Here is a 25,205-nt window from a genome sequence, read left to right as displayed (position 1 = left end):
GGTGAGGGGTTTTGTCTTTTAGTAGAAGTCATCTATTTTCGCTGACACGTTACTCGCTAACGGATTGGCTACAGAATTTCTTGACGACCATAGAGCATTGGAACCACCTGATCCCATCCCGAACTCAGCAGTGAAACGATGCATCGCCGATGGTAGTGTGGGGTTTCCCCATGTGAGAGTAGGTCATCGTCAAGATTCAATTCCGAAACCCCTCATCGCTGACGCGATGAGGGGTTTTGTCTTTTCAGGTCCCTATAACGTCAGTGTCAGGCAAACAGGCTGCGCACATTGCCCATCGCGCTGTCCGCAAACCCCTGTAGAAACGCCTCGAATGCAGGCAGCGCTTCAGATCCTCCCTGATCAGGCTCGGCGATAATCGTCCAGGTGGCGATGCATGAGTTATCACCCGCAGGCTGCACCGTCATGGATGCCCACAGATTACCGACAGGCAGACTGGTGTGAATCAACGACCAGGTGATGTAACGCGCCTGATCATCCCGGCTATTCAATTGTTCAATCGCAAAGTTGCCGTCTTTGAACAGTTTCTTGCGTACCGAACGGACGCCAACGCCAGTCACTTCAGTGCTCTCCAGAGCCGGTATGAATGCCTGGAAGCCGCCAAAGTCCCCTACGATCGCCCACACGCTGTCAGCATCGCTTGGGATTTCAACCGTCGATACCACACGGCAGAGCGTTGGATTTTTGATCAGGGTGTCGGGCTTGAGGTTGTTATAGATTGTGTTCATATCGCTCTCCATTTCGCTTTAGTAATGGTCGACTCAGATGAAGTCGATTTCCTTCAGGTAATCGCAGCCCTTGCGCAGCAGCGCCCGGGTTTTCTGCGGGTACTGCTCGCCCATCTGGCAGATGCCAGCCAGGGTGTTCTGGTACTCGATCATCGAGATATCCCCAATGTCTTCTTCAAAACCGTCCAGGTAAAAGCCGAGTACGCCAAATAACGCGTTCTCGCTGTCGACCCGGTTGAGCTGAGTCTGCCACTGGGCGACGCTGACCAAGTCAAACTCGCGCCCCGCTGCGCGAAAGGCTTCTACGTAATGGTTCCAGCTCAAGGGCTCAGGATTGTGGAGGTTGAATACGGCGCGCTCGGGTTGATAGCGACTGGCATGAAAGCCAATGAAGCGCGCCAGGAAGTCCACCGGCATCAGGTCGAAGTTGATGTCGAACTCAGGCACCTGCCCAAGCTGCAGTGATCCCTTGAGCATCAGCATCAGGCGGTTCTTTTGCGGTTGGCAGACACCAGTTCGACTGTTGAACGCGATATTGCCGGGGCGGTAGATGTTGACCCACGCGCCTTGCGCCCTTGCGCGCTGCAGGATCCGTTCAGCGACCCACTTGGAGAGGTTGTAGCCGTTCTTGATATAGATCGGCGGTGTCTCGGCTGCAGGTTGCTCGAGCACGTTGCCGGTGGAGTCTATGGCACTGCATGCAGATAAGGTCGAGACGAAGTTGAAGACCTTCTTGCTGCGACCCTCACACAACTTCAGGCATTCGAAGACCGGTGCCACGTTGTCCCGGGCAAGGGTTTCGTAATCCTGAACATGGTTGACGTTGGCCGCGTTGTGAATCAGCGCGCCGAAGTCCCTGTCCAGCCGCTGGTACACCTCTTCGGCCAGACCCAGCCGCGGCTGGGTGACATCGGCCGGATAGACCCTCACCCGGCTCAGATCCAGATGGCTCAGCCTGTTCTCCGCCAAGGCCTGTTCGAAGCGCTCTTGTGCGCTACGCCCGGCCGATTCACGTACCAGGCAGGCAATCTCGGTCGCGCCCCAGTCCAGCAGCGCCTGGACGATATGCACACCCAGAAACCCGTTGGCCCCTGTGACAATCACTTTATGCACATCGCCCACCTTACTGATTGGCAGCGTTGCGAGCGGCACCTCTGCATGGGCGTCCTGAAGCGCCTGCGGACTGATGGTGTAGCCGCCGTTGCTTTCACTGTCGACAAGGTCGGCCAGCGTCAACAAGGTCGGGGCTTCTATGAAGCGATTGATCGGAATGCTGCGCCCGAACCGTTCACGAATGCCCAGCAGCATGCGCGACAACAGAATCGAATGACCGCCCAGATTGAAGAAGCTCTCGTCGGTCGAGATGTCGCCCGGTGGTAGCTCTAGCAGCTCTGCCCACAGCGCTAGCAATTGTTGCTGTCGCTCGGTTTCCGGCAGACGGCGGGTACGTTGGTCGCTGAAGTTTACGGGCATGTCCAGCAACGCCTTGCGATCGGTCTTGCCATTAGGGGCGAACGGCAAGGTCGCAACTGTCGTATATGCCGCAGGGTGCATGTAGTCAGGCAGCATGTGCTGCACGTGAGTCTTCAGCTGTTGCAGCGTAGTTTCGTCATCCTGTGCCCCTTGCGGTTGAGCCACGAAGGCGAGAATGCGGCGCTGGGTGTCGACCACCACCGCGACCTGTCGGTACAACTGACAGTCGCGCAGGCAGTGCTCGATTTCCTCCGGCTCAACCCGAGAGCCGCGAATTTTCACCTGATTGTCACGACGACCGCTCAGTTCGATGCCGTCATCCGTCCATCTGGCCATGTCTCCGGTGCGATAGGCTCGTAACCGTTGGCCGTCGGGGCGCGTCAGCCATACGTAGCGCTCTTCCGTGAGTTGCGGATTATTGAGGTAACCCAGGCAAACGCCGGGTCCGACGATGTACAACTCACCCTGTGTGTGCTGCGCAACAGGCCGCAGTTGTTCATCGAGGATCCAGACCTGACTGTTGGCAATTGGCCGGCCAAGGTTGCGATTGCTGCTGTGCGGTTGGAACTGCCCTGCTGTCACCAGTACCGTCGCTTCAGTCGGCCCGTACAGGTTGTGGAACTGACACTGTTGTGTGAGTTGCGCAATCACATGCGACTCACAGACATCACCGCCGGTCACGACGTGCTCAAGCCCCAGCGGCTGATCGAGCGGCAAGACGCTCAGCAACGCCGGTGGCAGAAACGCGTGCGTGATACCTGCTTTCAACACGTTGACCAATTGCAACGGGTCGCGCCGCTGGTCGTCATCGGGGACGACGAGTTCGGCGCCACTGAGCCAGGTCGGAAAGATATCGATCAGCGAGGAATCGAAGCTCAAGGTCGAGAACTGCAATACCCGGCTCTGCTGGTTCAGCTCCACGTAATCGCCATACCAGGCGGTGAAATGGCTGAGGTTGTGCTGACTGAGCAGCACGCCCTTTGGATGACCGGTGGTGCCCGAGGTATAGAGCGCCATGCACGGCGCGTCACGGCTCGGCTCGGCACTGGCAATGAATGGAGCCGCTTCCGGGATATTCAGTGCGCCGATGTTCAGCGCGGGAAATTCGGCGGCCGCCAAGGCGTGTGAGCCATCGTGCAGGAGGAGCATCGCGCCGGCGTTATCCAGAATGTACTGCTGCCGTTGAAGAGGCAGCGCCGGATCCAGCGGCAGATAGACCGCGCCGCAGTTCAGGATCGCAAGTACGCCCGCATAAAGGGCTGCGGACTTGGGCAGGCACAGCCCGATCACGGGCGGCGTGCCGCTGTCTGTCGCCTGCGCGATGAGCGGCAAAAGGTGTCGCTGAATGGCTGCGCTGTGCAGAGCCAGTTCGCGGTAGCTGTATGAGCGACCCTGAATCGACAATGCTGGCCGTTGCGCAAAGTTCTGAAACGCCTGCCTCAGTCTTTGGGTGAGCGGCGTTTCCGCCAGTTTCAGCACATCAGGTCGCTGTGTGTGGTTCAGGTGGTGTTCGAACAGCAGCGCGTCTATCGCTTGCAGACCTGCCTGTCGTTCGCTTTGGGCGGGTTGGGCCACCGGCAGATGTCTGAAGTAGTGCTCATCGCGAGACAAGCGGCTCACTTGCAGTGCAATGAGATCCACCCACGCGGCGATGGCCTCGTCGCGTAGCATCCTGCCGTTGCCGGATGGCTGTTCAGGCAGCCACTCCCGGACAATCAGCCGTTGCGCTGTCGCTGAGCCATGCCAGCACAGCAGCTCCGGCCTCGGCAGTGATCCGGTTGCGGCATCGAGGCCGACACGCAGACTCAGGTGCGTGGCCTGCTCGAACGTCTTCAACTGTTCGTGACTCAGCGCCAGGCTGCCGTCTTCGATCAGCATCGAAACCTGCGCCTTCGCCCATGAGTGCAATGCAGCCTGGTCAGACAGGTGATGCACGGCATGGCCGTGCGCCTGCAATTCGGTAGTCAGTTCACTCAAGGTCAGGCTGTGACCGATGAGCACGATCTGCAGGCGTTTCATTGCAGCATCCCCTGGGCAGGCAGATAGTCGGCCAGTGCACGCTGCACGCTAGGGTCTTCCAGCATTGAGCTGTTCTTGAAGAAGCGCACAATGTTGCCGATCAGCGGATGATGGCGGTTGATGGGAAAGCTGACCGCAAGGGTTTCAGCCCTTAGGGCTTGCCTGGTCGATTCGGTGGTCGGCAAATGCTCGATCAGCGTGAAATCGAAACCGTGCTGGATCTCACTGGTCAGGTACTGCGCGATGAACACCGGCATGATCTCAGCGATGCATCTGCGGTCCACCTCGGGGGCACCGTGCCAATAGATACGCACCAGCCGCGCCCAGAACCCCGAGTGTCGGCCTTCGTCGAGCAAGTGATCAGCCATCAATCCTTTGACCGATTGCTTGACCGTGTCGTCCTTGGCAAAAGCCGCTACGTCATTGGTGACGGTGTTCTCCGCGATGGCGACGCAGATCAGTTCGACAGCGCTGCGCAGGTGGTCCGGTGCCAATGCCAGCGCGGCGGGAATGGCCCGGCTCAGCTCAATCTCGGCGGGCAGCTTGATTGGCTCGATCCCGGTCAGCGCAATGGTCTGTTGCATGAAGTCCATCGCCACCAGCGCGTGATAGTCCTCATCCACCACTACCGTCATCGCGTCGTAGCGGCAGGCAAACGGAAAGCGGATCGCGAAGTTGTCCTTGGCGATGCTGCGTGCGGTCTTGTCGACGATTTCGGTCTCGAAAATCACCACGTCGTTGATGAACTTGTAAAGGCTCTGTACCAACGCGTAATCACGCAGGTGCGCACATTCACGGCTGAAGGTCTCACTCAGCACCAGCGGCTGGCGGCTGAGGGGATAGATCAGTTTTTCGTCATTTTCAACGATCCGGCGTGGACGGGTCCGGATGGTGGCGCGACCTTCCCACGCATCGATGAACGAGCTGTAGTCTTCTGCTTTCATGATGGCTTCCTTGTAGAGACTTTGAGGTTGCAGGTCCTAGGCGCTGGCCTGCATGAGCGGCGCACGCATGCTCAGGCGCAGCGTGTCCCACAGCTGGACCCTGCTTTCCACGGCCGCGATGGCGGCCTGATACACCTCCTTCTCGCGCTGCGGATCGCCCGCCACCAGACGGGCCAGCAGATGTTCTGCAGCAGGTCCGTGGTCTTCGGAGTCGACTTCGATATGCCGTTCCAGGTAATAACGGAAGGTCGGCGCCTGGGCTCCGGTGATGCCCCAGTCGTCGAGAATGCTCTGGAACATCAGCGGGATGACGCTTTCCCGGCCGTGCAGAAAAGCGGCCGCGACGCTGTGAGCGGGTGCATGCAGCGCGGTATTGAGGGTGTGTGTCACGAAAACCGAAGCGGCCTGTCCAGCGTTGACGCGCTGCAGCGCGGTTGTGTAGTGAACGCCCTGTTTCTGAAGCTCGATGAAACGCTCGATCTGCAGCGTGCTGGCACCGACTTCACGCATCGCATCCAGGTACAGCTCGAAATGGCTGTAGTGGCCGTGATCCAGCCGATCGTCGGACTCTTCCCCCAGCACAATTTCGTTGATCAGCCTGGCGGCGGCAGCATCCGTCGGTGGCAGCCAAGGCAATTGGGTGCAGGTCAGCTCCTGTTGCAGACGTTTGGTGAGCGACATGAAGTCCCAGACCGCGAACACGTGGGTCTCCATGAACCGTCTCAGCACCGCCAGAGACGAGATCTCTGAAAAGATCGGATGGCGGCTAAGTTCAAGTTTCTTATGGTCCAATAACGTTTTTTGACACGGCATGGCGATATCCCTGAGTGGTGTAAAACAGATGAAAGTTGATGTATCAGTGCGTCGCTTGTTTCGACGTTAATTCAACGGTTCAGCCGATCCTGAATAACGGGAAGCCGAGGGCCTGTTAGTTGAAACGATTCATGATCGCTAACACAGAGCGTTTCGCTGAACAGGTATAAACAGCGTCACTTGCGTGCGCCGACAGCCCTTTAGTGCGCGGGTCTTACGCCGCTGGGGCAGATTTCACACAGGCTGCGAAGAAAAGTTAAAACACAATTAACACGGTGTGCAATGAGTTTCTTAAATATTTTAAGTTTGGTTTTTTACGGGCTGACAGTGTTCGTATATAACTTGGGTTTCAAGTTTTATAGGGGTGTAGGCAACCTTTCAGGTCGATAAGGACCCGAATTATAAATAATGAACGAATGCCTCGTTCAGCGCTGCCGTTATGCCGAACAATTAAATGAATATATTTTTTGCGGGCGATATCGGAAACGACTTCCAATGTCTCTCTGCCCGTTGCACTGACTCCTTTTCATTGCGTTCACATGAGCGGATATCACTGCCCTGATGCTGCGCAGGCAGTTGCACCGAGCCGGGTTGAATCCTCCGGTTGGATCCATCGCGGTCACGGCCGAGTTTGCCTTATTCCAGCGACGGACCACCCGACGGCTCGGGAAAATAGATAAAAACGGTCGGCCTGACGAAGCCGTACGTGGGATGCAGAAGGGGAATCAGCGGGGGCGGCTATCCGGCAAGGAGGCTTGCCGGCGTATTGAGCAGCCGCAGGGCGGGGGATCAGTCAGTGGATTTTTTGCGGGGACGTGTGGGCTTTTCTGCGCTGGCTTTGCTGTTCAGGTACTGAGTGATGGCCTGGACGCCGCGATTGAGGTGATGTTGCAACGCCGCCACCGTCTGTTCGACGGCTTTGTTTTCGGCGAGGCGCAGCAGTTCCCAGTGGTCATCCTGGGAAAGTTTACCCAGGCCCATTGAGGACAGGTTGAAACGCAGGAAGCGTTCTTCTTCGTTCAAACCTTCCTCGACCAGTTGCATCAAGCGCTTGCTGGGCGTTCTGGCGTACAAGGACATGTGGAACAACCGGTTGAGCTTGCCGATCTGGGAGTAATCGGTTTCAACTTCGAGTTGCTCGATGTAACGCCTGGACACTGCCAGATCGTCCGCAGTCAATCGTGGGATCGACAAGCGCAGCGCCTCGGACTCCAGCAATATGCGCAAGGCATAGGCATCGACGGCATCTTCAGTGATTAGCGGGGCTACTACCGCGCCTTTATGCGTTTCGACGCGCAGCAGAGATTGCGCCTCGAGTTGCCGCAAGGCCTCACGCACCGGCATCCGGCTGACGCCAAACAGCGTTGCCAGTTCTTGCTGTCGCAGTGCTGTACCGGCCGGCAAGCTGCCGTCGATAATTGCATTGCGCAGTTTTTCTTCGATCACAGCCCGGGCAACATTCGCCGCAGGCTGTTCGTTACCCAATACGGAGCTTAAAAAAGCTTCTCTATCTGATTTACGCATCGCCATACTTCTTCACCAACCCGGCAGAATAGGATCCAATAATTAGCTGGATTGCCAACAGACTAGTCAAGACTTGCCAGGAAGTCGCGAGCATAGGGGCATTTTCAGTTTCTTTGACGCAGCACATGAGTCGCATTTTCGGTGAGCAATCGTCGATACATTCAACGCTATCTTAGCGCTCATCAGGTCCAAGTACCGAATGAGCATTTATATACATATCGATTTTCCGCAGGATTTCTTATTACGTCATGAGCTGACAGGCGATGCCAGCTCATGAGGAACGCCCGTTCCAGCGCTGCTGTCAGCGGGGCTGACGTCCTGAAACGAAGTGCTGCACGTCATTGAAGCCGGGTGTCGACGCGTGGCCAGGCGTCACCAGCGAGTCGATGAACGCCTCGTCTTCCGGCGTGATACTGACGTCGAGCGCTTTGGTATAGCCGTCCCATTGTTCCTCAGTCCGAGGACCGACAATCGCCGAGGTAACGGCCTGATTGTTGAGCACCCAGGCAATGGCGAACTCCACCATCCCGACGCCTTTGTCCTGCACGTGCGCCTGGATGCGCTGGGCGATACGCAGCGACTCCACTCGCCATTCGGTCTCCAGCAACCGCTTGTCCTGACGTCCTGCCCGGCTACCGCTGTCGGGTGTGACGTCCGGTGCGTATTTGCCACTGAGCACGCCACGCGCGAGCGGACTGAACGGCACCACGCCCAGGCCATAAAACGCAGCGGCAGTGATCTGCTCGGTTTCGGCCTGGCGGTTGACGATGTTGTAGAGCGGCTGACTGACAACCGGTTTGTCCACGCCGAGCCGCTGCGCCACGTTGACAATCTCGGCGATCCGCCAGCCGCGGAAGTTGGAGACGCCCCAATAGCGGATCTTGCCTTGGCGAAGCAGCTCGCCAATGGCCGACACCGTGACTTCCAGCGGCGTGTCGTGATCCTCTCTGTGCAGATAGTAGATATCCACGTAATCGGTGTTCAGCCGCCGCAGGCTGTTTTCAATGGCGTGGAACACATGCTTGCGGCTCAGACCGGCACGATTGGGCACAGCGCTGGGCGCGCTGAAGCCAAGCTTGGTGGCCACCACCCAGTCGCTGCGACGCGCTGCGATGGCCTGGCCCACGAGCTCTTCCGAACGGCCGCCGTTGTACACATCTGCGGTGTCGATGAAATTGACGCCCTGATCCCAAGCCTTGTCGATGATACGTAAGGAGTCTTCGTTGCCGGTCTGCTCGCCGAACATCATCGAGCCCAGCGTCAGTGTGGAAACCTTGAGGCCGGACTGGCCAAGAACACGATAAATCATGTTTAACATCCTCCATGTCGTTCAAGCGGGATCAGTTGGACATACTGAAGCGTTTGCGACCGCATTGAAAAGGCTGGGCGATCTTCGGTCGGGCTGCAGAGGCTTAGCGGATATCCGGCAGCCCCCAGTCCTTGAGCGGGAACTGATCCAGTGAGGTGATCACCAGATCCGCGTGCTCATACTGGTCACGCGGCATGTGCGAATCAGGCACCGCCACCGCGTACATGCCGGCGGCCTTGGCGGCGGTGACACCAAACGGCGAATCCTCGAACACCAGGCAATCGGCTGGCGACACACCCAGTCGCCGCGCAGCCACCAGAAAGATATCCGGTGCCGGTTTGGCAGCCGTCACTTCCGGATCATCAGCCGTCACCACGGTTTCGAACAGCTCGAACCAGGCACGATGCAGCGTGGTCTTGGCGTGGAAGTAATGCACCGACGAACTGGTGCCCACGGCGATCGGAATGTTGTGCTCGGCCAGATGACGCACCAGCGCCTCGGCGCCCGGCATGGCAGGCGAGTGAGGGAAGCGCTCGTCGAGCATCGGTTGGCGGATCTCGAGAAACTCGTCGGCAGACATCGGCAACTCGAGGGTCTGCGTCACGTACTCCGCAAAGTCGCGAGCGCCGCGGCCGATGGTGTGCTGTTTGATGGCCCAGTCAAAGGTCTTGCCATGACGACTGGCGATCGCGTGAGTGACTTCGGTGTAAATACCTTCACTGTCCAGCAGCAGGCCGTCCATGTCGAAAATCACGGCCTTGATCGGGCCACGTGGGTTCTGCGATGTACTCATGTGATTGCGTCCGGTTTGCAAATTCGTTTCAGCCTAACGTTTCCGGGAAGAGCATGGCTACCCCATGTTTCAGAGAACCGGCACTTGAGACGAATTCACCGAGGCCGGCCCGCAACAAAAGGCAAAAGGCCATGTCAAAAAGGGCCTCAGTAACGTGTATCCGCACACAGAACCGGCCAAGAATGCTGGGCCGCCGCAAGCCGCCGGTGATAATCTCTCGCGACTTTTCGACAGTGCTGCGGGCCCTGTCGACCCAGACTTACGTGCGCAGACAGGCTCGCCGTAGGTTCAGGGACGACTTCTTATCATCAGAACGGACATCTCGAGTCACTATGAATAAATCAGCAGGTATAGCGGTTGGCGTGATCGTCGTGGCAGGAGCACTGGCAACGGCTGGCGCCTGGTACACCGGCACGCAGCTGGAAGGCGCGTTGAACGACTCGATCGGCAAGGCCAATCAGGAACTCGAAAAATCCTTCAAGGGCACCGACACCAGCGTCAAACTGGAGATGGTGTCTCTGGAGCGCAACTTCTTCAGCAGCACCGCGCACTACCGCGTTGATATCCAGAACCTTTCGGATAGCACCCAGGGCGGGCAATTCCTGTTCGTCGACCACATTCAGCATGGCCCCATTCCGCTGTCGCGCCTCAAGACTCTGAACCTGTTGCCGGTCATGGCGTTGAGCAACTTCGAGATGGAGAAAAGCCCGAGCTCGGAAAAATGGTTCGCGATGAGCAAGGACGTGTCGCCGCTCAAAGGCCAGGCCAGCATCGGTTACGACCGCGCCACCAAAGGCTGGGTGCAATTGGCGCCGCTGGAGATGAACGATACCGACGGTATGTTCAAGTTCTCCGGCATGACCGTGAATGCTGCGTCGTCCGCAGACGCGCAGAAATTCGACCTCGACGGCAACCTGGACAACCTTCAGCTCAATGTCACCTCGCCTGACGGTCCGGTGAGCATTGAAATCAAGGGTATGACATTCGACACCGGCGGCACTAAAGGCAAATCCGGCTTCTACCTGGGTCACACCAACATGAAGATCCAGAACGCCGGTTTCCAGCTGGTGGGCAAGCCGCACGTGCAGCTCAAGGATTTCACCAACACCAACCTTGCGCAGGAAGATGCCGGCAACTTCGCGGCACAGGTCAACTACGACGTTGGCATGATCGCTTACGGCGGCAAGGACGTCGGCTCGGCGCACCTGGGCATCAAAATCGCCAACTTCAATGCCGAGGCGACCCAGGCGCTTTATCAGCTTTATCAGAACACCATCCTGCCGCAACAGCAGGCGGCGATACTGGCCGAGCAGCCCTTGCAGCTTGAGTTGACGCCTGCCGAGCGCGAACTGATGAACGCCCAGACCAAAGTGCTGCTGGCGGGCAAGCCGCACATCGAACTGGAAAAACTCTCACTCAAGACCGCCAATGGCGAAAGCCACATGCGTGTCGCGGTGGACCTGACCGACCCGGGCTCGCTCGATCAGCCAGCCGATGCGCTGGCGATGAAGACCATTGGTGAAGTCAACGCCAAGGTCGTGGTTTCCAAGCCGATGATCCGCGACATCACCACTCAGCAAGCGCTGCGTGAGGGTCAGACTGATCTCAAGGCCATTGCCGATCAGGCCGCTGCCGCCAGTGATATGGCAAGTGCCATGGCCGAGATGATGCAACTGGCGAAGGTCGACGGTGACAACATCGTGTCCGACCTGCACTATGCCAACAATATGGTCGACTTCAACGGCCAGAAGATGACCTTGCAGCAATTCATGGCGACTGTCATGGGCAAGGTCGGCGCACTGAGCGGTCAATAAGCCGGTGCGTGTTGCTCAGGGCTGCGGGTGTGCAGTCCTGAGCGAACGTCAGGCTTTCTTGATCGATAGATCCCGCATCAGTGCCCGTATCACTTCGACGGTCTGACAATACACGCTGGCGTAGTGGTCGTTATGGCAATAGGGCCGCACCGCCAGGGTGATGGTCCCGGCCGTCGCAGCCGCAAGGTGAATATCAACCGACGGGTTGCTCATCACATTGGGAAGGCCGCTCACCTGATCCTTCAGACGCGAGATAGCCGCGTGTTCATCCGTGGTGTCGGGCAGTGTCGCCGTCAGCTCCACGCGCCGGAAATCATTGCTGGAGTAATTGATGATCGTGTCGGCGAAAATCTTGTTGTTGCCCACCAGATTGAGCACATTGTCAGCCGTGTTGATGGACGTCACGAACAGCCCGATTTCGACCACTGTCCCCGTCACACCCGCCGCCGTAATCGCATCGCCGACCTTGAACGGCCGCAACACAATGATGAAACCACCCGCCGCCAGGTTCGCCAGCAAACCCGACCACGCCATGCCGATCGCCAGACCGACCGCCGCCAGCAGCGCCGCAAAACTGGTCGTCTCAATTCCGCAGTAACTCAGAATGGCGATGACCAAAATAATGTTCAGCGTCACGGTGATGAATGAGCCGACGTAGCGCAAAACCGTCGGATCAAACCGTTGACGGGTCAGGGAGCGTTGCACCATCCGGACCAGCACGCCAATCAGCCAGCGTCCGAAAATCCACAGAAAGGCAGCGATGACCAGCTTCAGAACGACAGTGGCACCGTACTGCAGCACGACGTTGAGCAGAGAATTGATCCGGTCGGTGCCAATATTGATGACATTCAGCGCTTCCATGAACGCAACTCCTGAATGCAAGGCTCGAGCGGCAGAATGCCTGCCGAATGGAGCCGTACATTGTTCAAAAAAGCAGCAATGAATCTACTGACAGTTTTGATTGGAGGCACAGTGCCGTTATGTGCGCTACTGCGTCAGACCCACCAGGGTATCCGCCAACTGCCGGGTACGTTGCGAGGTGCCCGCGGTCATGTCGCTCGAACCCTCCAGCTCGGTCAACAGTCCGGTCAGTGTGCCGACTTCTGCCGATTGTTCCTCGATATGCTGCGCCACCTTGCGGATCTCTTCGGCCAGACGTTCGATATCGGTGCCGATGTCGTTGGCGTTCTGGGACGTTTTCTGCGCCAGTTGGCGAACCTCGTCAGCCACGACCGCAAAGCCTCGGCCCATTTCACCGGCGCGCGCTGCTTCGATAGCCGCATTGAGCGCCAGCAGGTTGGTCTGCCCGGCAATTTGCTGAATCGTCTGCACTACTGACTGGATGCGCAGGCTCGACCTGGCCAGCTCCCGCGAACCCGCCACCACGTCATCGGCCTGGCTCACCAGGCTTTTCACGGTATCGCCTGCCTTGTCGATAACCTGTTCCTGATGGGTAATCGTCTGGGTCAGCTCATCCATCGAGACGTGCAGCTCACCTGAGTAATGCCGCAACTGTCCGGCAATTTCCTGCTGATCGTGATGGGCCTTGACCAGCACATCGCCCAGGTCGCTCAGGCCACTGAACACCGGACGAATCTGTTCGTCGAGCCCGCTGGGGTCGATGGTCTGCACGAAGTTGCGCTGCTTGAACTGATCGATCTGCTTGACCACCACGTGGCTCAGACCGGCCAGTTTCTTGATCTGCCGACGCAGGAAAAACGCCTTGAACTCACCGTAGTAGGCGATGAAATTGTCGATGTATTCGTCTCGGAAAGACTGGCCTTCAGGCACTTTGAAAAAGAACACGGCGGTGAGTGTCTGGTTGAGGTTCAGGCCGAGGATTTCCCCGAAGGTCGAGAAGCCTACGACAGGCGTGTCACCGAAGACGTCGTTCATACGACCCAGCTCACTGCCGTTGTTCAAGCGGCGCAGAATACAGTCGCTCAGCAAGCCCAACAACGGCTTGCCAGACTTGCCCTGCAGGAAGCGGGCGAAGTCCTTGCGCGTACTGTCGATCATCGAGGTGCGCTTGACCATCACCAGCTCTTCACCCGGCGCGACATCGCAGAACAGATGAACCCGTTCGCTCTCATAGTCGATCCGCGCAATCGAACGTACGAACAATTCATCGTCTACCCGAATCGCGAACGAGTACTGCGCCAGCTTGCCCTCCAGTTCACGCCGCTCGCAGTGCAACGCCTCGCACAGCGCCGCCACCATGGTGCTGATCTCGCCGCGTGAATTGACCACCTGACTGATGTAACGCTCTTCCAGCGACGCGGTCAGCACGCTCAGGCTCAGCGACGTAGGTTCGAAATTCTGGCTCTTGAACACCCCGAAGCGCACGTTCTTCGCGCTCTTGAGAAACACCACCTGGGCATGATTCTGATAGCTGCGCTTGCCGTCATGGATCAGCGTTTTCTGAAAATCACCCTTGCCACCGGCAGAGCCGCCGACGAACAGGCATGGAAAGCGCCCGGACTCGTACAGCGCTTCCATGAAAAACGATTCCGACGCCGACAACCCGTCGAACGTGACATAGGCCAGCGTGTCGCGATGATCGATAGGCGTGCTCACTTGTGTGCGCTTGATCGAATCGGTCAGCCGCGCGATACGCTCACGCATGGAAAGCCGCTTGCCCGAGCCGCGAATGTCCTCACTGTGCAACGGAATATGCACCACTTCGGCACTCTTGATCACACTGGCGTCGAAAAGCGCCAGCACGATCCGGTCCCATTGATTGTCGGCTGCGCAATACAGCGAGTCGTTGCTCGAACACAACTCGCCCGATGTTGTGCACAAGCTGATCTTTGCGTTCGGAAAACGCGCCGCCACAGACCGCGCAACCTGATCGAAATCGACATGCGGCGAGACAAAACCGGTGAGGTAAACCGGTTCGAAACTCAGGGCCGAGAGTTTTGCACTCAGCTCGCGGGCAGAGGTAATGACACTGAGAACGCCGCCGGTCCGTGTGGCGGTGGTCCGGAGACGGGATAGAAAGCTCATGATTGAGTCCGAAAAAGGTAGGAAGCGGAGGCCGCAGGGGATGCGGTCAGATCCTGTTTCATCGGCTGGAAGGGGGATCAGATTAGTGGTCCGGTCTGAAAAAGCTGTCCAGACAGACAATTTCTGACCGCTGGACATTCAGATGAGTTGTTCAAGAAGCTTCAGTGGCTGAACGCTTCAAGTTTTTGAGCGCTGGAGCTCGTCAGGTGGCTGCCCCATTCTCCGCAGGAATTGCTGTTGCTGTCTGATCAGGTCGCGGTAACCGATACAGCGATAATCCATGCCATGTTCAACGGCCAGATCTGCGATGATCGACGCAAGGGCAGGGTAGTGACGGTTGCTCCAGCCTGGGAACAGATGGTGCGTCAGATGGAAATTCAAACCGCCGATCAAGGGGTGTAGCCAGCGTGGCGAAGCCTGCCAGTCGCAGGCGGTTGCGAAGTTATGGCGATACCAGCCGTGGGGCATTCGGGCAGAGTCAGGTGCGGGGTAGAACTCTGCATCGGCCCAGTGAGTTCCCAATAATAGAAACACCACCCAAAGCGAAGCCATCGTCTGGCTTAACAGGTAAGCGATCAGCACGGTGGTCCAGTTGCCGTTGAACACCAGCAAGGGAATCACAAGAACCAGCAACAAGTGAGTGATCTTGCTGACGATGAACACCGGCCATCCCGGTAAGTTACGTTTAGCCTTGAGCGGTGTTTTGCCCAGCCGGTCCGACCAGTCGAAGATCCAGGCGATGTAAGGAAGTGACAGTGCGGCAATCAGGGGCCAGTACAGATGCTGATAGCGCATGTGTTTGCGCCACCGTTGATAAGGGGTCTGTCGGAAGACACCGTTTTCTTCAGTGTCCAGATCGTAGTGTTCGATGTTGGCGTAAACGTGATGAAACTCTACATGCCGGACTCGCCAGTAATCCGGGTCGATGCCCAGCGGCAGCGTTGCCAGTCGCCCCACCAGCCTATTAGCCCAAGTTGCACGCAGGAAGTACGGTGAAGAAAACTAATTATCGATTGTGGACAAACGCTACCGTATATCATGCATTTAAAGTGCCGTACTGCGCGGCGCGAGGTCATCTGGAGTCGCCCAATGCTCACGTCGTCGCGGGGGTAGGGGTTATAATATATTTTTTTTGTGTGCATAGCTGATTAGCGCTGCCACCGCTAAGGCCAAACTGGCGTATAAACAAAATTCACTGACATTTGCCGCATAATCCACGACTTTTCGACCGTCAGTAGTTCCCCCTGATCCGCTAATGCCACCGGCTGTGCCGCCTAAAAACACGAGCTCTGACATTGCACATAAGCCCAGTAGTGCAAGAGACATTTTGAATAACGTGCCGGGGGTGAGTACATTCGACATCCCGCCTCTGGAGCCTGCCGTCACAGCCCGAAAAATGACGAGCCCTATATAAAAGACGGCTGATAAGAAAATCAGGATAAAAATTACTGAAGCCATTGAAGTTACCGTTTTGATTTGTTGATGTTTTGTGTATGAACTAATTTTATAACTATTACGTTACTAACGTCTACGATGCCCGCCGGGGGGCAGTAGTGCATTCAGCTTAACCTCGAAAGCCTATTGTTTTTCAAGGTGAGGGTCTTAGGCTGTTTACAACGCTATCCCAAAATGCCAGCGCTTCTTCATCAGACTTAAAGTCGCTACCAACTTCATGCGTTCCCAATCGAAGGTCTATAAAAGGGCTTGTATTAGACTTTAACAATCCTGCATATTCTATTTGAAAAGTGTAAAAACGTTTTCCATCGATCAGCGTTGCGATAGCAACTTCCTCCGCCTTGAGGCTGCCTACCATGCGCTCTCTTTTTCTAAGGGTCTTTGTTTTGCTTAAAATCTGGATCATGCCTGACGCTAGGCCACCGCCATTTTCACTTTCAAAGCGCTGTATTAAATTTTCATCGTGCTCAACGATTCTTTGAGTTAGCAGGCTCACAAAAGTGCCAGGATGCGTTGAGATTTGCGCCCCCATATAGATCCCCTCTAAGGACTGGGCAGCCCCCAGGGTGGTATAGCCTTCCTCTAAGGCGAAAGCTCCTGCTGGCGGAGCATCCGATGGGCGTCGGTAGTAGATTGACTCGCTAATCAATCGAGCCTTATTGATCGCGCCATCAATTCCGTTAGCTGAAATTGATTGAGCTATCATGCGGTATAGCGTGTTTTTTGACGTCAAAAAATAAGCATGAAAAGTGTAGAAGTCCCCCAGTTTTGAGAGTATCAGAACGCTGCCGTTGCTCAGTGGAACTGTTTTTTTATATCGGCTGGATGTGCCGTAAGCAATTCCTTTTTTGAGTTCGTCTGTTTTTTGTACAACAGCGGATACTAAGTCGAATGTGCCGTTTTTACTTATTAATTCAACTTTCTCATTGTATAATTTGTAGTCGCTGACGACTTCGGATCCTGCTGGCAAGTTCAGTTTGAATCTGCCGAAGTAATGAGTGGTCCACTGATTTCTTAATGGGCTTTCTATGCGTTGAGCAAAGACTGTTTGGGTAAGTAGGTATGTAGCCAACAACACAAAAAATATTTTTGTCTGAAAGATTTTTTTCATGTCGATCCTCTGGGAGACGCTTTAGGAGCCAAGCAAAAATGTGCATGTAGAGAGCATAGCCTTCCGGTTCAGAGTTTGTTCGGATGGAAAGACTCAAGCAAATTGTTCCAGGTTGAGAGGAATTCTTCTTCAGTCAAACCGTCTTGTGATCGGTTTGGGAAACTAGGAGCGTTGTCAGGTAAACGATCGGAAGTGAACGAGTAAGTCGCGGTTATCCTGATCTCTGGTTTCTGAATGTCTTCCGGCATGCCGGGGTAGTACCACATACCGGTGATTTCAGTTAAGTACGTACCATTCAGCTTTTGAATTGTGCCTTCAATGATCTCTTCTCCCTTGAAATTGTTTATTACTCTACTGGAATCTTTAAATTTTTTGATTCTATTCTCTGAGTCGCTAAGCCACTTTAACACACCGGGTAATTCTAGGTCAGGAATACTGGGAGTCCGATCAGAAAGAGGAAGGTTAGGTTCGCCTTGGTAGGCGTCGATATTGAATCCGATATTAAAGCCTTTTTTGTCAGTGTCTTCAAAAGAAGCACTTAAAGACTCCCGCTCATTTTCTTTTCCTTCTATACAGCCTTTTACAAAGCAAAATCCACTATGCTTATCATCTGAGGTATCAAAACGTGACATAAGCAAAGCAATGCGCGACGGATCTCCTAAAGTTCGTTCGCCACCTATCTCCAGCAGCACATTTTTTTTCCACACAAATCCCAATGAGCTATTTGAAACCTCATCCATAGGTTTGCCATAAACATCAACACCTGTTAGACGTATATGATTGTAGGCAGCCAGCCAAACATTGTCCGATGGTTGTGATATCTCAGCAGGTTTTTCTATGGTTTTACGGCCTGCCTCATTATTTTTTATCGTCGCTAATGAGTTGTCGATCAATTGTTCTGCACGCGGTTTTATGTAATCAAAGTAAACCTTTATAGGGATGCCTTCCTTATTTAGTGCAATATCTGTGAGCTTCATGCTTTCTGGTATTTCCACACTGTAGCGAGCGATGGCTACTGAGTGTGTTTTTTGATTTTTAGTGACGAGAATTTTTTTGGGTTTCTCGTTGTTGGATAACATAAACGTAAGTAGAAGTATGGCAGTAAAGCCGAAGGCTGTGAGTAAGTAGTTTTTCTTTCGTTGTGTGGTCAGCATAAAGTTTTTGCTCTCTTAGCTATACTTATCATAGAGTGTGCAGTTACTGTTCTGACAAATTTATTATCATATGATGTACCGTGGACGAAGCCTTTAAGGTTTGCAGAAAACTTTGAGTGAGCAGTGGGCGCTTGCCCGGAGAGTGTTGGAACCGCTCCTTCGCCGCCTTCATCTTGCTTGCCGATGCCGATGCCGATGCCGATTCCGGCGGAGGTGATCTTGGCGCCTTGTTGGGCCTTCAGCTCCATCGCATCACTCTGCGCCTGCAGCGCCACCTTGCCTTTGGGCGCAAACCTCTTGGCGCCGGCATTTTGCGCAAACAGGCTGATGTCCTACGCCGCGCTGGCCAGCAGCAACTTGCCGCTGGCGATGCTGACGTCTTCGCCGGTGCTGAGGGTCAGGCTGTCCAGTCCGTCCTGCATGGGCAAAGCGTTATGCTGCTACCGCCGCCGCCCACTTCCTTGCTCTGTAGTCGGCCATTAGCCCGCTGGAGTGCCAAGCCGGCCTGTGCCCGCCGTAGACCTGGCCCATGACCAGCGGACGGTCGATGTCGTTTTCCAGAAAGGTGACGACCACTTCCTCACCGGCGCGTGGCACGTGCACGCTGCCCCAGTCGGGTCGTTGCTGGTGACACCATCTATGTTGTTAAAAAGCTATTGCTGGTTGATAAGTTTTATATCCGCTTAATACTTTCTACTAGTTTTTCCCAAAAATCCACAGCTTCTTTATCGCTTTTAAAGCCGCTAGTAACATCGATGGTACTCAATTCGAGGACAGTATAAGGTTCTAGGCTAGAGTTAGGAGTGCCTGGGTATTCCAGTCGAAAAGAATAAGCTGTTTGTCCTTCCACATTTGTCTTTAGGAGTAATTCTTCAAACTTCAAGCCGGCCACTTGTCGTTGAGATTTTCTTATTAGTGTCGATTTGGATAGTATTTTTTGAAGTGTAGGTAATACGGTTCCAATTGATCTTTGTTCATATCTGGCAATAAGTCCTGGCTCAGGCTTCCCGATAAGTTGGGTGTCAAAAGTCAAGTTGATTCCCGGAACTGAAGAGACGGGAAGCCCAATTGATACTTGTTCTTGAAATTTATCTATAGGCAAATTGATATAGCCAGCTTCAATGGAAAAAGTGCCATTGGGTGGTGCGTCGGTGGGGTTGCGATAATGAATAAGCTTATTTAGTTCTTTGGCTCGTGTGATTGCTTTATCTATTCCTTTTATTGAGATAGCGTCTACGGTCTGACGGTACAGCATATTTTTTGGGGTTAGATAGTAAATTTCCATCGTGTAACTAGTTGACTTGGATACGATTATTGCGCCTCCACCCTCGAGTTCTACTGTTCTATCATAAGCAGCATATCCGGAACTATGGAATTTATCTATTTTGGCAATGGATTCTGAGATTTTTATAGGCAGATCGTATTTGCCATTTTTGCTTATGAGTTCTATTTTTTTTCAATTATTTTGAAGGATGACCATAGGTCTTTTCCGTTAGATGGTGCGTCTAGTGTGTAGCGTCCAAAATAAAAATGGTTGTATTTAGAGTGCGTGCTATCTGCTGCGCTGTCAGTGCTTATCAAGAAGGAGAGCCCTATTAAGTATATGAAATTTAAAAGAACTATTTTTTTTGTTTCTTTTTTAAATTTGCACATCTTTTGAACTCCTTATCAGGCTGTACAGAGTCGCATATTGTGTTCTACCGCTCTGATCATTATAAACGTCCCGATGAGCATGGCCTGGCGAATTATTATGGAAACCCTCTTTGCATACATTTGATGCGCCCAGCGGCGTGGTGAGTTGTCGCAAGCGGCCGCTCTGGCTGAGGGCAGTTCCTAAGGTCAGGTCCATGGTGCATTGCTCCATTAATGCTTGCAGCGGATGACGGCGTGACGCCGAGAATCCTTTTTCGGCCAGCGTCGAGAGGCGCCGGCCAGTCGTTTATGATCGATTATGTCAGTTTGTCAGCGCTGAGATTTTCGGGTTCTCATAGCGCTCATCAATCTCGATTCCCATTTTTTTAAGCTGCGTCTCGGTGCTTTTACGCACCTGTGCCATGCGGTTGAGCTCGTCAGGCAACAGCTCCTTCCACTGTTCACGACTCTCGTTTTCGATGAATTCCTTATAAAATTCGCTTTCTGATTTGAACGTCATAGTGAACAGGTAAGAACCCCGATCTTGCGGTGAGTCGCTGTTGTTTTCTCGCTGGACTCTTAGGTAAAGGTACTGGTCACCGTTGTGAAACATCCACGTGCTGATAACAGGCAAAGCATTCCATTCGGTTTTACTAAGCTGAAGCCCCGGATCATTCCACGGGCCAGTCGACACAGCGTTCCCCAGGACTTCATCCTTGCTGGCGAACTTTGAGGCTTGCGAACCTGAAATTCTTGCTTCGTCAGGATAGATATATCTATGCCAGCCGGAGGAGCCGAGGTTATGCACCTGGCGGTAGAAATAACTCATGGCGTCTTCGTGCTTTGAGTCCTGAGGAACGCCCGCGGCATAAATATCAAAATCCGTTATAGCACCGGAGGGTGTTGTGACGATAGTGATGTTGTGTATGTTTTCAAGAGTCAGGACATGACTGCCGGTAATGACTTTAGCCCTAAGCAAGTCTCCAGACGTCGACGGTACGCCAGTTCCGAAATTGCAAAAATTCGAAGCGCAAAATTTGATAAATTTTATACTTGTCGACGAGCATGTGTCTTCTATCGAACTGTTAAGCGTCAATTTTACTTCGCGTTTACTGTCGATAATATCTGATCCTTCGCAGCCGGTTAATAACAATAAAACGCTGATAAGATACTTGGTCATTACGCTTGATCTGGCTCGATACGTGATAATGGGTTTCGGTGTTGAGAGCTTCGAAAACGCCCGCTCTGATATTTTTGCAATCGAAAGTGTATGTGCATTTAGCTTCGGTTACTCACTGTTTGGTCTGTGCAATGTTTTAAGGGGTTCGTTAGGTTAGTCAAAGAGCATAGGGGCTTGAAGCAATTCGACAGCATCCTAAGGATCCATGCGGAAAACGACTCGACGGGTTACGCTTGGCACGGTGAAATGTGCAGTGCGACGTTAATTTAATACTAAAAACCCGTACACTATCAGAGGTACGGGTTTTCAGCGGTTAAATCGACGTTAGAGCCGCATGCCTTTGAACGGATTCCAGCCTTGCTCGCCTTTTACTTCCTTAAGGTAGTAGGCGTAGTTGGCAGTCAGTGCATACATCATGGAGAACACGACATTCAAGCCTGTGCCCAGCGCCGCTGGAACATCCATGCCGAGGATCGCAAAGATCACACTGATGACGATATTCACCGCGATGATGACGCCGATTAATGCCAGATTCTTTTTCCACAAGCCCAGTACGAAGAAGTAAATCGGTCCGAAGAAAAACGCGATTACGTTGGCACTCACGATCAGCTTCTTCTTGAAGTCAGGCAGCGCGTTGACAGCCGGTTTGAAGCGCGGATCGTTGGGCGCACCGTACGTGTTGAAAAAATTGAAGCGTTCTTGCCATTTGGCGCTGTACTTGCCTGTGCTGTGCAACTGGTCTGCTGTACTCATGAGTGTACTCCTGTTGTTTCATTGAAATAACGTTTTAATCCGGGACTTTCTGTGATGCAGTATTTTATTAGAAGTGGTCCGGCGATTGTCAGGTATCCGATTCCGAATGGCTCAATCGATCATAAGCTTTTCGAAACAGACTACGGTCATCTCGCGGTCTTACATCCGCATGAGATGCACTCTCATGACGATGCAGTCCTCGGTTGGCGAGCGCTGCGTTATCAGGGTCACCGCTATAATCGCCCGCTGTCGGTAGGTCATAACCGACACCATTAGCCAGCTCGATGCGATAATGGGTGGTGGTTGCATGGTGTTCAATTGCGATCTGGCCAGTAGCATCCATAACACCTTTCTTCACCTCGGCTCCGTCGGCGAGTAGGGTGTAAGGCATACCTGCCCATGCCTGGTAGTTCGCAGCGCTACTTTGTCCTGCGAATGCTGTAATAGACTGCATGATGGAGTCTTTAGGCCACGCAGGGTTATCTCGGTTTAGCTGGGCGGGCCCGCTGAATGTTTTTTTGACGCCCTTAATGTCGATTGTACCTGGCGCGTGAATCTCGATATTACCGCCTTTTATCCGGATGTAGGCTGCACCGCTGGTGAGCAGAATTTCCTCTTGCGCAGCAATTTCGACCGTGCGAGCGGTGGAAGTAATACGAACGCTTTCCATGGCTGTCAGTTCGATGCTTTCGCTTTGCGCCTGTATTTCGATTTTTCCTTTCGCTGCAAACAGTTTTGCACCAGCGGCTTGAGCAAACAGGCTGATGCTTTGCGCAACGCTGACTAATAATGATCGGCCACTAGCCAGGCTCGTGTCCTCTCCCGTCGACAGAGTCAATTGCCTGCCGCTATGTATATGCGTACTTTGCGGCGTAACTGTAGCAATGTCCGCAGGCGAAGAAGATATCATCAGGGGCTTTTTGTATCCCGTCGTCTGCCCGCGGCCCCCGTTCAGAATAGCTGCCTTGGTGTCGCCCGCGTTACGCTGTTGCTGACTACTGGTTATCAGACCGTCGCCACCATCGCCGTAGCTGGCTTGAGTATCAGCGTTGAGTTGATCAAGACTTTCAATCCCTCCCGGCATAGGTAAAGCGTTGTGTTGTTCTGCGATATCGGACAGCGTTTTGACTCGCGTTTTCGAGTTAATCAAATGTTGTTGAGCTTCATGAGTATCAATCTGTCCCCCCTGACCATTTGTGCGCGGCCACGTACTTAGATACAGACCCTGCTGGGCGCGTAAAGCGCCGTAGGCGTCGGTCCTAAGCTCGAAACCGCTTCCACGAAGCGCGCCGCGTTCGTTGCCTCGCTGATCGATCAGGTAGCCGAGGTTTAATTGACTGTGCCCGTGACTACTATGTATCTGGGTTCGTACTTGGCCAGTCGAGTCGTCCATGACCCACTGGTTATAGCCACGCCCTTGGATCTCTTGGCTTTTGTAGCCGCTCATAAGACCGCTGGAGTGCCACGCGGGTTTGTGGCCTCCGTATACTTGTCCCATGATCAAAGGCCGATCAATGTCGTTATCGAGAAAAGTGACGATGACTTCTTCTCCCGAGCGTGGCACGTTTACGCTTCCCCAATCCTGGCCACTGCTGGACTGCATCATGCGTAGCCAGCATGAGCCCAGTTCACCGTCTTTCACTATCCTATCCCAGTGAAAGCGAACGCAGACCCGATTCAGGCCGTCTGTGAAAACCTCATGTCCACTTGGCGTGACAACTACAGCCGTTTGCGGCCCTGGACTAACTGGTTTCTGGTGGGAAAACGGGCTTCGGTAGGGAATATCCAAACGCTGAGCTTCAAATCGATTCAGGTAGAAGCCTTCATTATTTTCAGCTAGCGATGAGAGATTCTGCACTGCGTCGAATTGGGGCTTCAGGCTTCCTGGGGGGCTTGGGCGCATCTTGCCGACAGGCAGGTTGCTTTGAACAAAAAACTCGACTGCGATAATAAGAAACTGACGGTCCTTGAGCGTCTTGCGTTCGTAAAGCGGGTGCTGCGTCAGCTCAAAGCTGAAGCCAGGCTGCATCTGCCTTACGCCACCTTGTCCGTGAGTTCGGCGAGCTGCTGATTCATCCTGTTCGATCTGAACTCGACTCAGCCATTCGCCCCGACTTGAGTTCTGCCATGCGTACTGGCCGCGGTACTGATAGCGCTCAAGATCCGTTGGCGCTGATGCAGCTGGCAATGCCATCGAATGCGTGGTTTGTGGTCGCGCATGGTTTCGGTATTCGCTGCTACTCCATTGCACCTGACCGTTCAGCAAGCGCGCACCAGGACTCCATTGCATAATGCTGTCAGTCAGGTCTGCGGCCTGCTGTGTATGAAACCGCAAGCTCGAAGGCGTTAGAGTCGGGAGTGTCGAAACATCATCAGTGAATACAATACAATGGCTGTCGGTATTGTGATCTACGTACCAGAACAGACCTTCTTGTTCACACCAGCGCTGAACGAAGTGAGCATCTGTTTCATTAAACTGAGTGACATAGGACAGCATCGGATATTCGCGGATGAGTTCGAAACGGTAGTGACCTTGCGCCTGGCTATAATGCTTGAATATGCTCGCGAAAATATCTGGCAGACTTGTTTCTTGCCAGATTCTGCAATCGATCCGGTACTCCAACAGGCTGAACCAAGGGGCGAAGATCAGTTGCCAGTCCTCAAGGCCGCCATCGCTGCCCAGATAGCAGACGCTTTCCACAAGCGGTCGCCATCCAGTCCAGCACTCCCACGGCTGTCGGCGTAAACAGCACCACCTGAGTGTTGGTCCAGTCGATCTTTGAGCAGAACGTGTCGTGCCATTGAACAAACATTGTTTTCAGGATCTCTTCCGCTCGGCCAGCGGCACCAACGGCTGGCGAACGGACCGCTGGCGTTTCAAGCCTTTGCAATGGTCGCCGCAGATTGCGCATGTCAGTGAGGCGAGGATCGTGATCAAAGTCAGCACGACGCTGTGCCAGATCCTCCGCCAGAATCGGCGTGTCGAATACTCCTGCGGGCAACCAGACCCAAGCGTTGATTATATTTATGGCACTAGAACTGTAACTTCCTGTTGGCGACTGCGATTCAGCGATACTCTGCTTTTCGAGTTCTGCTATACGCTTTTCGGACAGGCGATCTTAAATATTCCTTCGAGAACGGAGCATTTCTTTTCCTTAAGAGAGCTATGTCTGGTAAACGATACATTATCGAGGCGAGCGCTTTTCACTGGATCGTTTAAGCAATGCAGTGATGGTGATTAGCAAAGCTCCGTAAAAAAGGTATTCACTGACCAGTAACATTCCATCCAGAATTAGGCGTGCATTGTCGGGTGCTCCGGAGCCGCCAACAGCGCCGGCCCGGGCGGCAAAACTAATAAATGCAAGCGCCAGACAAATTAGAAGCAATAAGATGGACGTTATAAATAGCCTGCGAGCCGTGAATGCGTTGGAGAAGCCATTTGTTCTAACGGTCCTTGTAATTAGGTTTTGTACGAAAAG

18 protein-coding genes, 1 rRNA gene and 3 pseudogenes are annotated in these 25,205 nt (G+C 53.9%); 2 read left to right on the top strand and 20 right to left on the bottom strand.

Features of this window, described 5'->3' with window-relative positions; genetic code table 11:
• The first annotated feature begins 79 nt into the window (after nt 1–79).
• Nucleotides 80–195, top strand: a 5S ribosomal RNA gene (rrf, locus tag BZK31_RS13760).
• Between the two features lie 71 nt (nt 196–266).
• Here the strand turns inward: rrf and BZK31_RS13755 are convergent.
• From BZK31_RS13755 to BZK31_RS13725, 7 genes are all read right to left on the bottom strand, one after another.
• Nucleotides 267–746 carry an SRPBCC family protein gene (locus tag BZK31_RS13755; RefSeq protein WP_083183524.1) on the bottom strand — a complete coding sequence of 160 codons (480 nt, stop codon included), beginning with the start codon at nt 744–746 and terminating at the stop codon, nt 267–269.
• Between the two features lie 33 nt (nt 747–779).
• Nucleotides 780–4,238 (bottom strand): non-ribosomal peptide synthetase, encoded by a 3,459-nt coding sequence (locus tag BZK31_RS13750; protein WP_083183523.1) that lies wholly within the window; start codon nt 4,236–4,238, stop codon nt 780–782.
• A complete protein-coding gene (locus tag BZK31_RS13745; RefSeq protein ID WP_083183522.1) occupies nt 4,235–5,182 on the bottom strand; it encodes a diiron oxygenase in 948 nt (315 codons plus the stop codon). The genes BZK31_RS13750 and BZK31_RS13745 overlap by 4 nt, the downstream gene beginning before the upstream one ends.
• A 36-nt stretch (nt 5,183–5,218) precedes the next feature.
• Nucleotides 5,219–5,995, bottom strand: coding sequence for a DUF3050 domain-containing protein (locus BZK31_RS13740; protein WP_083183521.1), 777 nt, complete (start codon nt 5,993–5,995; stop codon nt 5,219–5,221).
• A 789-nt stretch (nt 5,996–6,784) separates the two neighbouring features.
• Nucleotides 6,785–7,519 (bottom strand): GntR family transcriptional regulator, encoded by a 735-nt coding sequence (locus tag BZK31_RS13735; RefSeq protein WP_083183520.1) that lies wholly within the window; start codon nt 7,517–7,519, stop codon nt 6,785–6,787.
• Nucleotides 7,520–7,820: 301 nt separating this feature from the next.
• Nucleotides 7,821–8,828 (bottom strand): aldo/keto reductase, encoded by a 1,008-nt coding sequence (locus BZK31_RS13730; protein WP_083183519.1) that lies wholly within the window; start codon nt 8,826–8,828, stop codon nt 7,821–7,823.
• 103 nt (nt 8,829–8,931) lie between these two features.
• Nucleotides 8,932–9,621 carry an HAD-IA family hydrolase gene (locus BZK31_RS13725; protein WP_083183518.1) on the bottom strand — a complete coding sequence of 230 codons (690 nt, stop codon included), beginning with the start codon at nt 9,619–9,621 and terminating at the stop codon, nt 8,932–8,934.
• Nucleotides 9,622–9,953: 332 nt separating this feature from the next.
• Between BZK31_RS13725 and BZK31_RS13720 the strand changes: the two genes are divergently transcribed.
• Nucleotides 9,954–11,435, top strand: a complete 1,482-nt coding sequence (locus BZK31_RS13720) for a YdgA family protein (RefSeq protein ID WP_083183517.1) — start codon at nt 9,954–9,956, stop codon at nt 11,433–11,435.
• 48 nt (nt 11,436–11,483) lie between these two features.
• Here BZK31_RS13720 and BZK31_RS13715 read toward each other — a convergent pair whose 3' ends face one another.
• The 13 genes and pseudogenes from BZK31_RS13715 to BZK31_RS29850 form a co-directional block, all read right to left on the bottom strand.
• Nucleotides 11,484–12,296 carry a mechanosensitive ion channel family protein gene (locus BZK31_RS13715; RefSeq protein WP_083183516.1) on the bottom strand — a complete coding sequence of 271 codons (813 nt, stop codon included), beginning with the start codon at nt 12,294–12,296 and terminating at the stop codon, nt 11,484–11,486.
• Nucleotides 12,297–12,422: 126 nt separating this feature from the next.
• A pseudogene (locus tag BZK31_RS30590) lies at nt 12,423–12,779 on the bottom strand (methyl-accepting chemotaxis protein); the annotation flags it as partial.
• Nucleotides 12,780–13,334: 555 nt separating this feature from the next.
• Nucleotides 13,335–14,441, bottom strand: a pseudogene (locus BZK31_RS30585) (FIST signal transduction protein); the annotation flags it as partial.
• Between the two features lie 177 nt (nt 14,442–14,618).
• Complete coding sequence (locus BZK31_RS13705; RefSeq protein ID WP_279628800.1) at nt 14,619–15,425, bottom strand: acyl-CoA desaturase; 807 nt, start codon at nt 15,423–15,425, stop codon at nt 14,619–14,621.
• A 132-nt stretch (nt 15,426–15,557) separates the two neighbouring features.
• Entirely contained in the window at nt 15,558–15,899 is a 342-nt protein-coding gene (locus BZK31_RS29455; RefSeq protein ID WP_157900734.1) for a hypothetical protein, read from the bottom strand.
• A gap of 130 nt (nt 15,900–16,029) precedes the next feature.
• A complete protein-coding gene (locus tag BZK31_RS13700; protein ID WP_157900733.1) occupies nt 16,030–17,007 on the bottom strand; it encodes a T6SS immunity protein Tli4 family protein in 978 nt (325 codons plus the stop codon).
• Between the two features lie 68 nt (nt 17,008–17,075).
• Nucleotides 17,076–18,161 carry a T6SS immunity protein Tli4 family protein gene (locus BZK31_RS13695; protein WP_244182681.1) on the bottom strand — a complete coding sequence of 362 codons (1,086 nt, stop codon included), beginning with the start codon at nt 18,159–18,161 and terminating at the stop codon, nt 17,076–17,078.
• A 188-nt stretch (nt 18,162–18,349) separates the two neighbouring features.
• Nucleotides 18,350–18,779: pseudogene (locus tag BZK31_RS30385) on the bottom strand (DUF2345 domain-containing protein); the annotation flags it as partial.
• A gap of 55 nt (nt 18,780–18,834) precedes the next feature.
• Complete coding sequence (locus BZK31_RS29450; protein WP_157900732.1) at nt 18,835–19,446, bottom strand: T6SS immunity protein Tli4 family protein; 612 nt, start codon at nt 19,444–19,446, stop codon at nt 18,835–18,837.
• A 669-nt stretch (nt 19,447–20,115) separates the two neighbouring features.
• The gene (locus BZK31_RS13680; RefSeq protein WP_083183514.1) at nt 20,116–20,973 is read right to left on the bottom strand and encodes a hypothetical protein; all 858 of its coding nucleotides are present in this window, start codon (nt 20,971–20,973) and stop codon (nt 20,116–20,118) included.
• 324 nt (nt 20,974–21,297) lie between these two features.
• Complete coding sequence (locus BZK31_RS13675; protein WP_083183513.1) at nt 21,298–21,726, bottom strand: DUF2628 domain-containing protein; 429 nt, start codon at nt 21,724–21,726, stop codon at nt 21,298–21,300.
• A gap of 88 nt (nt 21,727–21,814) precedes the next feature.
• A complete protein-coding gene (locus BZK31_RS13670; RefSeq protein ID WP_244182680.1) occupies nt 21,815–24,427 on the bottom strand; it encodes a type VI secretion system Vgr family protein in 2,613 nt (870 codons plus the stop codon).
• Between the two features lie 484 nt (nt 24,428–24,911).
• Nucleotides 24,912–25,205, bottom strand: a 294-nt coding sequence (locus BZK31_RS29850; RefSeq protein WP_208617203.1) for a hypothetical protein, incomplete at its 5' end; no start/stop codon positions are given.

Origin of the sequence: Pseudomonas floridensis (assembly GCF_002087235.1) — a bacterium.
GTDB classification, from domain to species: Bacteria; Pseudomonadota; Gammaproteobacteria; order Pseudomonadales; family Pseudomonadaceae; genus Aquipseudomonas; species Aquipseudomonas floridensis.
Note: the sequence above shows the minus strand (reverse complement) of the source record. Positions and strands in the feature narration are given on the sequence as shown.

Bases quoted from the DNA above. Each gene is read 5' to 3' on its own strand.
- BZK31_RS29450 (WP_157900732.1), bottom strand. From the start codon at position 19,446: ATGGAAATTTACTATCTAACCCCAAAAAATATGCTGTACCGTCAGACC.
- BZK31_RS29455 (WP_157900734.1), bottom strand. From the start codon at position 15,899: ATGGCTTCAGTAATTTTTATCCTGATTTTCTTATCAGCCGTCTTTTAT.
- BZK31_RS13675 (WP_083183513.1), bottom strand. From the start codon at position 21,726: ATGAGTACAGCAGACCAGTTGCACAGCACAGGCAAGTACAGCGCCAAA.
- BZK31_RS13720 (WP_083183517.1), top strand. From the start codon at position 9,954: ATGAATAAATCAGCAGGTATAGCGGTTGGCGTGATCGTCGTGGCAGGA.
- BZK31_RS13730 (WP_083183519.1), bottom strand. From the start codon at position 8,828: ATGATTTATCGTGTTCTTGGCCAGTCCGGCCTCAAGGTTTCCACACTG.
- BZK31_RS13700 (WP_157900733.1), bottom strand. From the start codon at position 17,007: ATGAAAAAAATCTTTCAGACAAAAATATTTTTTGTGTTGTTGGCTACA.
- BZK31_RS13750 (WP_083183523.1), bottom strand. From the start codon at position 4,238: ATGAAACGCCTGCAGATCGTGCTCATCGGTCACAGCCTGACCTTGAGT.
- BZK31_RS13725 (WP_083183518.1), bottom strand. From the start codon at position 9,621: ATGAGTACATCGCAGAACCCACGTGGCCCGATCAAGGCCGTGATTTTC.
- BZK31_RS13715 (WP_083183516.1), bottom strand. From the start codon at position 12,296: ATGGAAGCGCTGAATGTCATCAATATTGGCACCGACCGGATCAATTCT.
- BZK31_RS13695 (WP_244182681.1), bottom strand. From the start codon at position 18,161: ATGCTGACCACACAACGAAAGAAAAACTACTTACTCACAGCCTTCGGC.
- BZK31_RS13755 (WP_083183524.1), bottom strand. From the start codon at position 746: ATGAACACAATCTATAACAACCTCAAGCCCGACACCCTGATCAAAAAT.
- BZK31_RS13735 (WP_083183520.1), bottom strand. From the start codon at position 7,519: ATGCGTAAATCAGATAGAGAAGCTTTTTTAAGCTCCGTATTGGGTAAC.
- BZK31_RS13740 (WP_083183521.1), bottom strand. From the start codon at position 5,995: ATGCCGTGTCAAAAAACGTTATTGGACCATAAGAAACTTGAACTTAGC.
- BZK31_RS13745 (WP_083183522.1), bottom strand. From the start codon at position 5,182: ATGAAAGCAGAAGACTACAGCTCGTTCATCGATGCGTGGGAAGGTCGC.
- BZK31_RS13680 (WP_083183514.1), bottom strand. From the start codon at position 20,973: ATGACCAAGTATCTTATCAGCGTTTTATTGTTATTAACCGGCTGCGAA.